The following is a 13,559-nucleotide window of genomic DNA, read 5'->3' on the forward strand; positions in this document are numbered from 1 at the left end:
GCAGCAGCGGCGCCACCCCCAACCGGTGCAGGGTGAGGGTTTCTTCCATTCCTTCTTCGAGGCTGCGCGCTGCGCTCGGGTTCACCTCGCACAACTGCCGCCAGAGCTTCTGCAACGCCGCTTTCGCTTCGCCGTAGTCGGTCATCAACCGACGCCGGTAGTGACCATTGCGATAGCCTCGCCGCTCGTCGCTGCGCTCGTAGGGGCGCGCCTGCCGGTGCTCGTTCAGTTCCTTCTCCAGCGCCTGTTCCATCATCCCCTTCAATTCTTGCTTCAGCACCGTCCGGAACTGACCCCAAATCTCCTCTCGCAGGGATCGGGGCTCTTCCTCTAGGCTCCTAGACTGTGAATGCGGTTTCGCGTTCATGAGGGTGTTCTCCTTTCTTAGGCTTTTCTTCAACCTGCTGAAAGGAAACAGCCTCTCTTCGGAATTTCCACAGAATTTTTTACATCACCGCCGGAGGGCGGGCCCAGGGAGCATAGGTGGGATAAAGATATGGGCTTTGACGTGTTTTGGGGGCGTGACCGTCCACTCTGCAAAGAACCGCATTATGAAGTCCATCACTCTAACTGCTGAGCCGCGGCAATCAGTGGGTGAAGCACTGTGCCCAATTTTGTGCCCCATCTCGGCAAGAAATGGTGCTAATTGGTCGCAAAGGTGGGGCTGCTCGAAACTCAGCTATCCGGTTGATGGTACAACACGATAGCGGCCCGTGGCACTCCATAGCAAGAGCACGTCGCCGCAACTGTTAACCGAAGGGTTGCAGGCAGATTCTTGGGTTTCTCTGGTGTCAGTTTTGGTGTCAGTTGGTTTTGCTTTTTGCTGCGTAGTCATGCAAGGCCATGCTAGAGGCGGTCATTTGGAAATAGTGGGGAACAATGGGCTTTTGTGCTTTCGTGCGGCTAGGTGCATGTTAATGCAAATTGCGAAAAACGGATTAACAGTCCGGCGTGCTACCAGACGCACTCCACCCCAGTAGCTTATCCCCTTAGTTTAGCACGCCTTGGCCTGTATCTCCCCCGCGGCGGGTGCCGCGGGGCTCGGCGATTTTTTCAAAGTCGGTATCTTCCCTGAGGCACGTGCCCCGGTGGCAACGCGGGGCGAGATCGGGCTCGGCGGTTGAACGGAGCATGCGGCTCACTGGTCGCGAGTCACGGGTCACGGGCCACGCGCTTGACCGGGCAGGTCGCCAACTACGCTTGGAGCAGCTTCTTCAGGGTTTCGTTCACGAGTTGAGGATTGGCCTGGCCACGGGTGGCCCGCATCACCTGACCGATAAAGAACGCGAGGAGCACGCTCTTGCCGCTTTTGTACTCGGCATATTGGGCGGGATGGGCGGCAATCACTTCCCGGCAGATACGCTCGATGGCGGCGGCGTCGCTGATCTGGGTCATCCCTTCCCGCTCGATGATGGTTGGCGCGCGCTCGCCGCTGGAAAACATCCTAGCAAAGACTTCCTTGGCCATTTTCCCCGAGAGGGTGCCTTTCTCGACGAACGTCAAGAGCTCAGCCAGGGCAGCAGCGGAAATGGGCGAGTCGGAGATCTCTTTTCCCGCCTCCCGGAGCAAACCGAGTAATTCCGTTTGAATCCAATTCGCCGCCGCCTTGGCGCGCCCCGATGGCATCGGGGCGGGTGCGTCTCCCTTCACCACCGCCTCAAAATAGTCGGCCAGGGCGCGGCTGCCGGTAAGCACCTCGGCATCGTAGTCGTTCAAACCGTACATCTCCATGAAGCGAGCCTTTTTCGCATCGGGCAACTCCGGCATGGCGCGGAGAATCTCTTCACGCCATGACTCGCCCACCATGAGCGGGAGCAGATCCGGCTCGGGAAAATAGCGATAATCGTGGGCTTCCTCCTTCACCCGCATCTCCACCAGCCGCCGGGCGGATGGGTCATAGGTGCTCGTAGAGAGGGCAATCGGTTCGCCCGCGTCCAGCTTGGCCTTCAAATCCTTGGCCTTTTCCCAAAGAGCCTGCTTCACGTACCGAAACGAGTTCAGGTTCTTGATTTCTTGTTTGACGCCCAAACCTTCGCTTCCCTTGAGGCGCAACGAAAGGTTCGCATCGCAGCGCAGGCTGCCCTCTTCCATGTTGCAGTCGGAGACCTCGGCATATTCGAGCACCTGCTTCAATTTGGTCAGATAGGCGTAGGCTTCTTCGGGGGTGCGTATGTCCGGCTCGCTGACAATTTCCACGAGCGGCACCCCGCAGCGGTTGAAATCAATGTAACTCTTCGCGTCCGAGTCGGGAAAGCCTTCGTGGAGCGATTTGCCGGCGTCTTCTTCAAGATGAAGGCGGGTGATGCCGATGCGCTTCCGCACTTCCTCCCGGTCCCCGCCGAGCCCCGGGGCACCTGCCCCGGGCACTACTTCAATCTCAAGCCAGCCTCGTCGTGCCAGCGGCAGCTCGTATTGCGAAATCTGGTAGCCCTTGGGCAAATCGGGGTAAAAGTAATTCTTCCGCGCAAAGCGGGAGTAACCTTGAACTTCGCAATGCAAAGCGAGCGCAGCGCGCACGGCAAGCTCGACCGCCTTGCGATTCAGCACCGGCAACGCCCCCGGCAGGCCGAGGCAGACCGGGCAGCTATGGGTGTTGGGCGGGTCGCCAAAGCGGGTCGAGCAACCGCAGAAAATCTTCGACGCGGTCTTGAGCTGGACGTGCACCTCAAGCCCGATGACCATCTCATAGGGCCCGAGCCCCGCGAGCGTCGCTGCTTTATCTAACGTGCCGGCCATGACAGGTCCATGACAGGTGAATGACGGGTCAGTGGAACCGTTCGCCGAATAGTTTATGGGGCAGGGCGGTGGATTTACAAGTCGCGCCTGAGCCCCTGCTCGATGCGCCGCAACGCGGCCGCGCTCAGCCGCGGTTTGCGCCCGGGGCGTCCCGCTTGCCTCAGCCCCGCGCGGCCGGCAGCCCGCAGCCGCCGGGCCTCGAGCGCCTCGAAATCCAGCTTCACGCCACGTGGGTTGCCCATGCGCGGCATTCTGCCAGAAACCCCGTGCCATCTCAGCTATATTATGCGAGATTCAGTAAGGAGCTGCCGTCCCTATGATTGACTCTCTTTCGCTGGGAGTATATTTTCCGACGACCGGGTTCCTCGCCAATCTGTGGCATAGGACGGCGTTATGGGAAAAATCAACTGGGGACGAGTTTTTCTCTGCGGGATACTGACGGGCGGCGTCTTGTACCTTCTCAAATTGCTTGTCGCTGTCTTCGCTCTCGGCGAGACAGATTTGATGGCAGCGGTCGAGGCGGCCGGTCGCCCCACATTTCCAGCGTTGCCCGCCATCCTGCACGTTGCGATCGGCATCTGGACCATCTGGCTTTACACGGCCATCCGTCCGCGCTACGGCCCAGGGCCGAAGACCGCGGCTGTGGCTGGGTTTGCCTTGTGGGTCATCGGCGCCCTAGTTGACGCTCTCTGGGTCTCGTTACGACTCATTCCCATTCCACTAGGCGCACTCCTGGCTCCTCTGGCTGCAAGCTTACCAACTGCGATTGTGGCGGCGGTGGTGGGCGCGTGGCCGTACAAGGAGTGAGCGGGGGTCTTCACGGGCTTTGAATGTGACCTAAAAATCGAGGCCCTGACTGTCCAAATCTGAGGAGTGCATTACACCTGTCTCCTTTCGCTTGAATTGTTTTGCTCTCCCTTTTCCTGTCGAGTATGCCTTTTCACTCAACCGGTACTAAATCGCAAAAGTAGAACGAGTCTCTTAGGACGACATCGCCTAATGTAAAGCTCACTTCGCCCTTGAATATCGGACCCCCGAATACAAAAGAATGAAACTCTCCGTTCTCACCACACGGATCAATACCGGGAGGAAGTTGATGAAGAAAATCATCATCAATTAGTTTTCCGGCAAATGATTGGTCGAGAACTTTGGAATCCACGCAAACAACAATCGCCTTGAAGCCTACATTTACGAATGTCCTCACCAGGTCGCTGGTATTGCGTTTCCAAATGGGAAACAGGCCCTTCATACCTATCTTGGAGAGATTCTGTTCCCGATATTGTCGCAGGTCCTCCAGAAAGATATCTCCGAAGGCTACAGATGCGACGCCGTTCTTCTGATACAGCTCGAGCGCCGTTTCCATTTTAGATTCATACTCTTTGTTCGTGGCGTTCATCGAAAGGTAAATCTTGTGCAGCGTCAGGCCGAGAGACTCGGCCTGACGTTCGAGCAGCGTTTGGCGGACACCATGCATGCTGATTCTGTCGTAACCATCAGTGACTGTGGTCAACAGGGCAGCGATCTCATAATTCTGAGTTTGTTGAATCTCATAGAGAGTCATCGAACTATCTTTCCCACCACTCCACGATAAGAGCATCTTTTCTTTCATCGGGACCTTTCCTTCCCTCGGCAGGCTCATGTCGCCGAACGGGCCATATGCGCCCCCACCACGTTCTTGAGCACTCCCGTAAAGCGACGAGGCGAGGCGCAGACAAGTCAGAACTGCACCCGCGCGCCCGCGCGGAAGGTAAGCTTCAGGGCCGGAAAGCCCAGCACCTCCATATAGTGGTCGTTGAGCAAGTTTTCAAATACGACGAAGTAGGTCAGCTTGTGGGAACTGCGATAGCTGCCGGCCAGGTCCCACTTCGTGTAGCCCTTGTTGCTGGTGAGTGGTTCGGGCGCGGCAAAGAAGTCGCTGTCAACACGGCGACCCACCCACACCAGGGAAGAAGTCAGGTTCAATCGTCGCCAATCCCACAGCACGACGAGCGAGCCAGCGTGGCGCGGCCGGCGCAGCAAGGGTCGCCCCACGCCAATGACCGGGCTGCTGGGGCTGGGCGACTCTAACACCTGCGAATTGAGAAAGGTGTAGCTGCCGACGCCACGCAGTCCCCAGCCTGGCACAAGCTCCAGCACCACCTCTGCCCCTTTCGCCTTTGCCCTGCCGATATTGATGAAGGAGCTGCGGAAGAAGGCGACTAAGTCACGGAAGCGGTTGTCGAACCAATTGATCTCGAGCTTCGCCCGGTCGCGGGCAAACCGCTGCTCAACTCCGAAGTCGAAGCTCCGCACGCGCTCGGGCTTCAGATCCGGGTTGCCCCGGAAGGACGGGGACAAGCTGAACGATTCGATGAACGACGGCTCCTTGATGCCAGTGCCGAAGTTGAACTTCAACTTGGTCGCACCGAGCCCCTCGCCCGCGCGCCGCAGAAAATAGGCCGCCGATAGGCGCGGGGTGGCCTCGGTTCCGAAGCTGCCGTTCGACTCGATGCGCAGGCCGCCGGTGAGGTAAAGCCGGCCCAACAGCAGTGCCTGGTGCTGCACGACGCCACCGATGTTGGTGCGGTGGACGACGACGGGCGGTGGCGAGAAAACCGGGAACTCCGGGAAGATGGTCACCAGACGACCCTTTTCGCGCTCGTATTCAAAGGCGAAGGTAAGGATTTGTGTTGAGGCGAAGGTGAAGTCGCTCTGGTAGGCGCCGCGGTGGCGGCGGGTATCGTTCAGGGAATCGAAGAGGAAGTCGGAGAACGGAGGCGTGTCGGGGAACAGATTTCTCGACCGCTGCCGGGAGCGGCTGTACCCGTAGTTCACCCGTTGATTCCAGTTTTCGAGGAGGCGTACCTGGAAGGCCGTGCTCACCAAACCATCGCGCCGCCGAAAGAAAGCATCGCTGTCGGGGCGCTGGAAGGCAGTCGGCCCGGGCGTGCCGGCGGTGCCGAAGTCGCCGTGCAGAATCAGCCGCAGCGAAGTGCGTTCACCGAGCGCCGCGCCGAGGTTGCCCGAGAGCGTGGTGTTGCGAAAGGCGCTGTTGTCGTCAGCATTGTTGGTGAGGAAGCGGCCAGCCGCGAGCGAGTAATCGAACCGGTCCAGTTGACCTGTCAGGCGACTGGTGCCGCGCACGGTGGCGTGCTTGCCACCTTCGAGCGCCAAGCTGACTCGTGGCCGCGCCGTCTCCGCCGTGCCACGTTCGGTGAAGAGTTGAATCGTGCTGCCCAGCGCATCCGAGCCAAACAGAGCGCTCTGGGGCCCGCGCACCACTTCCACGCGGTTCAAATTGAGCGGTGTGAAATTGGCGAAGTTCAAAAACCCGCCAGGCTCGTTCACCGGTACGCCGTCAATAAACACCTTGTTGTGATCGGATTCACCGCCGCGGGCAAGCACCGAGGTGATGGCGCCCAGCGGGCCGGATTGCACCAGGGTGAGTCCCGGTACGGTACGCAGGAGTTCGGTCAGGGTGGCGCTGTGGCGGTTTTCGAGCAGTTCAGCCGCGATGACCGTGACACTGCTGCCCACCTGGCTGGTGGGGGCTTCGGTACGGGTCGCTGTCACCACCACGCGCTCACGAACCGGCGCCAGCGGGAGCACCAGCTCAATCTCTGTGCCGGCGCGAGCAGTTTGGTGAACCGCTTCGAAGCCGACCATCTCGACGCCGAGCGTATAGCTAGCCTGCGTCAAACCGTCAAAACGGAACCGGCCCTGCGTGTCAGTGAGCGTCTGTACCACTTCCACCCCAGCCGGGTCGAGCAGGCGCACGGTGGCCCGCGGTACCGTGTTGCGGCTGGGGTCAAGCACAACCCCGGTTAGAGCTCTTGGGGAAACTTGCGAATGCAGAGAAGCGGGCAGCAGCCCCAGCAGACTAACCAGAAGACCAAGTGAAACCAGGCGAGTCGTCATGGCGTTTTCCTCCTCCCCCGCGAAGGGGCAACGCGAAATGGCTCAGATCGGTCTCCTGGCTCGATGGCGCTAGCGGTGCGGTGCCTTCCCATCCCTGCCTGCTGGTCGGCAGGCATACAAGACAGTGGCTTCGGAGCGTGAGCGTTAGCCATCTCACAGTCGCGCGGCGGCTGAGGCTTCTCACCTCATTCCCGGCACATCTGAACCGTGGGTTCATTTGTAGAGTTCCCTTCCAATCCATCCATCCATCGCCCAAGCAAACAATCAAGGCATCAACTCAGTGGGGTCTTACCACCTCCTTCGTCCGTGATTTCTTCCGACCGTAAAACTACGCGCGGACGGCCGGTCGCGGGATGAACCAGCACATCGAGTTCGGTCTCGAAGACCTCTTCCAGCAGTTCGCGCTCGAAGACTTCAGCCGGTGGCCCCAGTCGAACCATCCGACCCCGGTGCATCAGCAGGATGCGATCGGCAAATTCCGCCGCAAGATTCAGCTCGTGAGTGACGACCGCGACCGCGTAGTTCTCCCTGGCGGCCAGCGACCGCACCAGCCGCAACAAGTCCACCTGGGCGCCGATGTCCAGGTGGAGCGTCGGTTCGTCGAGCAACAGCACCTCGGGTTGCTGCGCCAGCGCTCGCGCCAGGATCACCCGCTGTTTTTCCCCGCCGGAAAGCCCCTGCATCCAGCGATGGCGGAGATGAGCGGCCGACGTTGCTTCAAGCGCCCTGGCGACGGCGTCATAGTCCGCTTCCGTTTCCAGTTGCAGCGGGCGCAAATGGGGATGTCGGCCTTGCAACACGTAGTCCGCTACCAGCACCGGAAAAAGCAGCGGACTTTCCTGTTGCACCACCGCAACCCTTTGGGCGCGACGGCGGAGGTCGAGCCCGCTCATCTCACGGCCGTCGAGCCGGACCTGACCGGAGAGCGGCGGCAAGATCCCGCTCAACAAACCAAGCAAAGTGGACTTTCCGGAGGCGTTCGGGCCAAGGATGGCCAGCACCTCACCGCTGCGCAGCGTGAAGCTCAACGGCTGAAGGGTAAATTGAGGAAAGGCGAAGCTCGCCAGCATCACCTCAACACGCAGCTCGCCCGGGACGGCCATCCCGCCATGCGCGACGCTCAAATCGGCCATGGCCGCATCAGGCAGACGAACCCCGGAGCTTCCTCCCGAGCCGTCGTCCTTCTCCTTCGGTCCTGCCTCGCGGGACGCATTGGCCATGCGGCCGAATGGGTTCATCCCATGCTCCTCTTCCTCAAGAGATAGATGAATAGCGGCGCGCCGGCTATGGCGGTCACCGCCCCCACGGGCAACTCGGTCGGAGCGACAACCGTTCGCGCGAGCGTATCCGCCAGGACAATCAGCATCGCTCCCAGGAGGGCTGACGAGGGAATCAGGACGCGATAATCGGAGCTAAAAAGCAGCCTCACCAGGTGGGGCACGAGCAATCCGACGTAGCCAATCGAGCCGCTTGCCGAAACTGCCAGCCCGGTCATCAACGACGCGCAGAGATAGACCAGCGTTTTTGTTCGGGCGACATCCACGCCGAGGTGGGTGGCCTCGCGTTCGCCGGCCAGAAGCACGTTGAGATCGGCGGCCACCCCATACACAAATCCCACCGCGCCAACCAGGAGCACGCCAAAAAGCCAGAGGAGCCAAAGGGGAGAAGGGGTGCTCAAATCGCCCATCAGCCAGAACGCCGCGCCGCGCAGTTCACGCCCGCTGAGCGTGGTCATCAGGAACATGATGACCGCGGAAAGAAACGACGCCGTGATCACCCCGGCCAGGAGAAGGGTGTTGCTTTCCAGTTGGCCCGCTTTCTGCCCCAGCCAGTACACCACCGCGATGGTCGCGCCGGCTCCCAAAAAAGCAGCCAGCGGAAGAAAAGGCTCGGCGGGCCGGCCGATGATGAGTATCACGATCGCTCCCAGGGCGGCCCCGCTCGAAACCCCAAGCACGTACGGGTCGGCCAGCGGATTCCGCAACAGCGCCTGGAACGATGCTCCCGCAACCGCCAGCGCCGCCCCCACCAGCATGCCCAGCACGATTCTCGGGCCCCGAATCTCGAAGAGGATCAGCCGGTATTCGCTCGGGATGGAATCCTGCGCCCCGATCACCCACTTGATCATCGCCGTCAATACTTGCCACACCGGAATGGAAACGGCGCCCAGCGAGAGCGAGACGAGGCTCGTGACCGCCAGCGTTCCCGCCAGGATGCCGCAGATGACCAGCAATCGCCGTCGCGTCAGGCCAGGCAAGTTCACGGTCGGCGTAGCCATTAGAAAACCTCCGGATGGAGCGTGCGCGCCAGTTCCTCCATGGCATCGAACAGCCGCGGGCTCGGCCGGTTGATCGTGTCGCTCACCACGATTACCTTGCCTTGTCGCACTGCCCGGAACTCGCGCCAGCCCGGTTTATGCTTCAGTTGCGCTTGCCGGAGAGAACGTTCGGCTGCCTTCTCCGCGGGACTGCCATGATAGGCAAAGATGAGGAAATCCGGCTGCTCTTCGAGGGCCGCTTCCAGCGAAAGGCGCGGCCAAGCGGCGGAAAAAGTTGCAGTGATGGATTGGCCGCCGGCCCGGGCGATGGCGTCGGTCAAAAAACTCTCCCGGCCGGCGCTGATCAGCGGCTCTTCCCACACGACAAAAAGGACGCGAGGGAGGCTCACGTCGGCAAGCCGCCGGCCAAGCGCATCCAGGCGATGGCGAAGATCGCTCGCCAGTCGCAACGCGGCTTGCTCTTCGCCGAGCACGTCGCCGACATGGAGGATGGAAGCCAGAACGTCGTCCACCGAGCGCGGGTTGGTGGCGTAAACCGGGACGCCCAGTCTCTCAAGAGTGGCCACGCTTTCGGCGCGATTGCCCGCGACGGTAGCCAGAACCAGGTCCGGCTTGAGCGCCACGATTTGCTCCGCGCTCGGGCTGAGCACGCTGCCGACACGCGGCTTCGCTCGGGCCGCCTCAGGAAAATCGCAGTAGTCAGTGACGCCGACCAGGCGATTCTCGGCGCCGAGCGCATAAATGATTTCAGTGAGATTGGGCGCGAGGGAGATGACCCGCTCGATGCGCTCCGGCAAGCGAACGCTCCGCCCCGCCTCATCCGTGACCTGGCGGGCAGCCAGCGCCACCGGCCCGGCGAGCAGTTCCGGGCCAGCCTTGAGCGCAAGCACAAGCGCCAAAGCCAACCAGAGCGACGTGCGAAAATTTTCGCGCAAAGGAAAAGCCCCTCTCTCCCGCAAAGAGCGAGGGGCTTCAGAACTTTTTGCTTCCGCCGCACTCCCTCTCGCGGAGAGTGAATCCCGGCCACCCGATCCTCCCCATCCCGACTTGTCGGGAGGATCGGAAGAATCGCGGGGGACGATCCGGCTCAGGCAGGTTTCCTGACTTATGGCCTTCCCTCGCTTCTCTCCCCCTCTGCGGGATGAGACGCCTCGGGAATCCAGGCATCGGGTTTGTTAGGCCCTTCCCGCCCTCAAGGGCAGTGGGCGCCCGGCCCCCATCTCCGGGGGCCCGGGCTGTGCCGGATGCCGGCCGATCACAGTGGCGGGACCGTGGCCGCTTTGCACGGCCTTCCCTTGAACCCCGATCACATCGGGGACACCTGAGCCACCTGTGCGCGAGTAGTGTAGGCCGCCGGCGGCGCGGTGTCAATTCAGCGACTCGCCGAAAACCTGGCGAGCAGGGATATACTTGCTTGGAGAAAGGGTCTGGTATGAGAATACGCGCGCTAGTTCCCGTCCTTCTGTTCGGCGCGCTCAACGCCAGCCCATCCCAGGCCTGCACCTGCGTTGAACTCAATTTGAGCGTCCGCGACCAGGTGGTGCTGGAATTTGGCCAAGCCAGCGCGGTCTTCGAAGGCAAGGTGGAATCCATCGAGACTCGATTCATCCAGGATGCTCTCGGTTCCTTCGACCGGCGGGTGGTGACACTTCGAGTCCTGCGCGTTTACGAGGGGCCTAAGGAAAAAGTCATGGTTGTTCGCACCGGGACGCGCGACGCGGATTGCGGCTTCAATTTCAAGCGCGGGGGAAAATACCTCGTGTATGCCTATCAGGAGTCGTCCGGCCAGCTCACCACGAGCATCTGTAGTCGGACCCGCCGCTTGTGGAGAGCGGGAGCCGACGGGCGCTACCTGAACGAAATCGCCAGAGAAGAGAGCCAAAAGGAAAAGGCCAGGCAGAGATAAGGTCTCGCTGGCTTGGCTCGTCCGTGCTTACCGGTTCTTCCACTTTGGTTTGCGCTTTTCGAGCACCGCCTGCAGGCCTTCCCGCGGGTCTTCAAGCTTGGAAAGCTCGTTCAAGAAAATATCTTCCGTGTTGCGCAGGGCATCGCGAAAAGTCTTGCCCATGGCCTCCAGGATGGCCCGCTTGGTGAGCTGGAGCACCGGGCCGCTTTGCTGGGACAATTTCGCCACCAGTTCCTCGACCGCCCCTTCCAGATGTTTTTCCGGCACGACGCGGTTGACCAGGCCGTACTCCTGCGCCTGCTCGGCGGTCATCGTGTCGCCGGTCAACACCATCTCCATCGTCCGGCGAGCGCCCAGGATGGAGGGGAAAAGCGTGGCGGCGAAGGGCGGAAAAATGCCGAGCTTGGTGATCTCCGGCAAGGCAAAACGCGCCCGGGGCGTCGCCAGAACGATGTCGCCGAGCGCCGCCAGCTCGCAGCCGCCGCCGAGCGCCGCGCCATCCACCGCCACGATCGTCGCTTTGGACGCCTCGATCGACGCCACAAAGATATGGTGGAAGGCGTCAATCATCTGAAATACCTGCGGCGCGGAATATTCATCCGGATCGATTCCGCCGCAGAAAACCCGATCGCAGGCGGAACGGATGACCAGACATTTCACTTCAGCCGCGTCCGCCAGGCTTTCGATGGAAACGGCGATCTCCTGCAGCATGGCGGTATTGAGCACATTGTAGGGCGGGCGACGGAGCGTCAGCCGGGCAACGCCGTCGTCCGTCTTCCACTCGATAAACTTGAATTCTTCGGGCTTCGGAACGGCAATGAATTCGCGGATCGGAAATTCAGGCATGCGCCTCTCCCCTTGAGCGGCGGTCTCGAGACCCCCGGAATGCCGGCCGGAAGATGGCCGCTACCATACCGATTCCATGGCCAGCGTCATTCCCATGCCCCCGGATACGCACAGCGTCGCCAGGCCAAGCCGGCCCTTGCGCCGGCGCAACTCGTGCACCAGCGTCGTGGTAATGCGCGCGCCCGTGCAGCCGATGGGATGGCCGAGGGCGATCGCCCCGCCGTTCACGTTGAGTTTTTCGTGATCAAAATGCAACTCGCGATCGCAAGCCAGCACCTGCGCGGCAAAGGCCTCATTCAGTTCCACCAGATCAAACTCTTCCATCTTCCAGCGATTTCTCTCAAACAGCCTCCGCACTGCCGGCACCGGACCGATGCCCATGATCTTGGGATCGACCACGGCGGCGGTCGAATCGAGCAAACGCGCCAAGGGTTGGCGGTTCTCACGGCGCACGAAATCCTCTGACGCCAGGACGAGCGCTGAGGCCGCGTCGGTGATGCCGCTCGAATTCCCGGCCGTAATCGTGCCCGTTTTCGAGAAGACCGGCGCCAGTTTCGCCATGGCGGAGATATCCGCGCCCTGACGCATGTGCTCCTCCGTCTCAAAAAGTTGCTTGTTGCCCTTCCTGTCCGTCAGCTCGACGGCAACGATTTCGTCCTTGAAGCGGCACCCTTTCATGGCGGCTTCGGCGCGCTGATGGCTGCCCAGGGCAAACTCGTCCTGTTCTTCGCGCGGGATTTTGTATTGCGTGGCAAGCAACTCGGCTGTCTCCCCCATAATCATCTCCGACAACGGGCAGAGAAAGCCGTCGCGATACATGGCGTCCACCAGCGGCTGGTGTCCCAGGCGGAAGCCCCAGCGCGCCTCGACGTAGAAGGGGAGCCGGCTCATGGATTCGGTGCCGCCGGCGACGACCAACTCCGCCTTGCCCAGAAGAATGTCTTGCCAGGCAAGCACGATGGCTTGCATTCCCGAGGCGCAAGCCTGGTTCACCGTGTACGCCGGCACCCCGCCTAAGGCGGGGCCTTCGGCCGGGCCCAGCCCTGCCCGCCAGGCAATTTGCCGCGCCACGTTCGGCCCGCCGCCGGCCTGACGAGCATTGCCGAAAATCAGCTCATCAATCCGGGCTGGGTCCACACCGGCGCGCTCCACCGCCGCCTTTACGGCGATGACACCCATATCCGCAGCCGTGTGCCCGGCCAGTGAACCGCCAAACTTGCCGGTGGGCGTCCGGGTGGCCGAAAGGATGTACACTTCGCGCTGGTTCATGCATCCCTGCCTGCTGGACTAATGTCTGCCGAACAATACAAATCGCATCGTAACATAACGCTCCTGACCGCTCAAAGCGAGCCCGTACCTGAGGTACAATCTGCAAGCCATGACTCGCGGGCTCACCGCAATCGAAGGCATCACCGTCGGCCATTCGACCGACCTCAAGGGCATCACCGGCTGCACTGTCATCCTGTGCCCCGGCACTGACGGGGCGGGCGTGATTGCTTCTTCGGACGTGCGCGGCTCAGCCGTCGGCGAACGAGAAACCGAACTCCTCCGGCCGGGCCATTTGGTCGAGCGCATTCATGCCGTTCTACTTGCCGGCGGCAGCGCCTTCGGCCTCGACGCGGCCTCGGGAGTGATGCGCTTCCTTGAAGAAAAAGGCATCGGCTTCGATGTGGGGGTGGCTCGCGTGCCCATCGTGCCGGCAGCCATCCTCTTTGACCTTGCCATCGGCGATCCGCGAGCACGGCCCAGTGCTGAAATGGGTTACCTGGCTGCCCGCAACGCCACCGATGCTCCGGTCGAAGAAGGTTCAGTCGGAGCGGGCACGGGCGCAACGGTGGGCAAACTCTTTGGTTTAGCGCAAGCCATGAAGGGCGGAATCGGCTCGTGGTCCGACGA

Annotated in this window: 12 protein-coding genes, 1 pseudogene and 2 riboswitches; of the genes and pseudogenes, 3 read left to right on the forward strand and 10 right to left on the reverse strand. The window is 61.3% G+C overall.

What is annotated here, in order from left to right; all coding sequences use genetic code 11:
- Positions 1-181 precede the first annotated feature (181 nt).
- The 3 genes and pseudogenes from VIH17_12890 to VIH17_12900 all read right to left on the reverse strand — a co-directional run bounded on the left by VIH17_12890 (position 182) and on the right by VIH17_12900 (position 2,978).
- Positions 182-367: pseudogene (locus tag VIH17_12890) on the reverse strand (hypothetical protein).
- 827 nt (positions 368-1,194) lie between these two features.
- On the reverse strand, positions 1,195-2,736 hold the full coding sequence (gatB, locus tag VIH17_12895; GenBank protein HEY4684127.1) for an Asp-tRNA(Asn)/Glu-tRNA(Gln) amidotransferase subunit GatB: 1,542 nt from the start codon (positions 2,734-2,736) through the stop codon (positions 1,195-1,197).
- Between the two features lie 74 nt (positions 2,737-2,810).
- Positions 2,811-2,978, reverse strand: a complete 168-nt coding sequence (locus VIH17_12900; protein HEY4684128.1) for a hypothetical protein — start codon at positions 2,976-2,978, stop codon at positions 2,811-2,813.
- A gap of 151 nt (positions 2,979-3,129) precedes the next feature.
- Between VIH17_12900 and VIH17_12905 the strand changes: the two genes are divergently transcribed.
- Positions 3,130-3,543: a hypothetical protein gene (locus tag VIH17_12905; protein HEY4684129.1), complete on the forward strand. Its 414-nt coding sequence runs from the start codon at positions 3,130-3,132 to the stop codon at positions 3,541-3,543.
- Positions 3,544-3,676: 133 nt separating this feature from the next.
- Here VIH17_12905 and VIH17_12910 read toward each other — a convergent pair whose 3' ends face one another.
- The 5 genes from VIH17_12910 to VIH17_12930 all read right to left on the reverse strand — a co-directional run bounded on the left by VIH17_12910 (position 3,677) and on the right by VIH17_12930 (position 9,846).
- Positions 3,677-4,345: a diphthine--ammonia ligase gene (locus VIH17_12910; protein ID HEY4684130.1), complete on the reverse strand. Its 669-nt coding sequence runs from the start codon at positions 4,343-4,345 to the stop codon at positions 3,677-3,679.
- 107 nt (positions 4,346-4,452) lie between these two features.
- A complete protein-coding gene (locus VIH17_12915) occupies positions 4,453-6,633 on the reverse strand; it encodes a TonB-dependent receptor (GenBank protein HEY4684131.1) in 2,181 nt (726 codons plus the stop codon).
- Between the two features lie 27 nt (positions 6,634-6,660).
- A riboswitch (cobalamin riboswitch) is annotated at positions 6,661-6,852 on the reverse strand.
- A 53-nt stretch (positions 6,853-6,905) separates the two neighbouring features.
- Positions 6,906-7,871 (reverse strand): ABC transporter ATP-binding protein, encoded by a 966-nt coding sequence (locus VIH17_12920; protein HEY4684132.1) that lies wholly within the window; start codon positions 7,869-7,871, stop codon positions 6,906-6,908.
- The gene (locus tag VIH17_12925) at positions 7,868-8,911 is read right to left on the reverse strand and encodes an iron ABC transporter permease (GenBank protein HEY4684133.1); all 1,044 of its coding nucleotides are present in this window, start codon (positions 8,909-8,911) and stop codon (positions 7,868-7,870) included. The genes VIH17_12920 and VIH17_12925 overlap by 4 nt, the downstream gene beginning before the upstream one ends.
- Complete coding sequence (locus VIH17_12930; protein ID HEY4684134.1) at positions 8,911-9,846, reverse strand: cobalamin-binding protein; 936 nt, start codon at positions 9,844-9,846, stop codon at positions 8,911-8,913. The genes VIH17_12925 and VIH17_12930 overlap by 1 nt, the downstream gene beginning before the upstream one ends.
- Before the next feature lie 137 nt (positions 9,847-9,983).
- Positions 9,984-10,251, reverse strand: a riboswitch (cobalamin riboswitch).
- 92 nt (positions 10,252-10,343) lie between these two features.
- On the opposite strand from VIH17_12930, the gene VIH17_12935 reads away from it, so the two are divergent.
- A complete protein-coding gene (locus VIH17_12935) occupies positions 10,344-10,817 on the forward strand; it encodes a hypothetical protein (protein HEY4684135.1) in 474 nt (157 codons plus the stop codon).
- A 27-nt stretch (positions 10,818-10,844) separates the two neighbouring features.
- Here the strand turns inward: VIH17_12935 and VIH17_12940 are convergent, their stop codons facing one another.
- Together VIH17_12940 and VIH17_12945 are read right to left on the reverse strand one after the other, a co-directional pair.
- Entirely contained in the window at positions 10,845-11,663 is an 819-nt protein-coding gene (locus VIH17_12940) for an enoyl-CoA hydratase/isomerase family protein (protein HEY4684136.1), read from the reverse strand.
- A 60-nt stretch (positions 11,664-11,723) separates the two neighbouring features.
- Entirely contained in the window at positions 11,724-12,932 is a 1,209-nt protein-coding gene (locus tag VIH17_12945) for a thiolase family protein (protein ID HEY4684137.1), read from the reverse strand.
- 109 nt (positions 12,933-13,041) lie between these two features.
- On the opposite strand from VIH17_12945, the gene VIH17_12950 reads away from it, so the two are divergent.
- The coding region (locus tag VIH17_12950) for a P1 family peptidase (GenBank protein ID HEY4684138.1) at positions 13,042-13,559 on the forward strand (518 nt) is incomplete at its 3' end.

Source organism: Candidatus Acidiferrales bacterium (genome assembly GCA_036514995.1).
GTDB lineage: Bacteria > Acidobacteriota > Terriglobia > Acidiferrales > DATBWB01 > DATBWB01.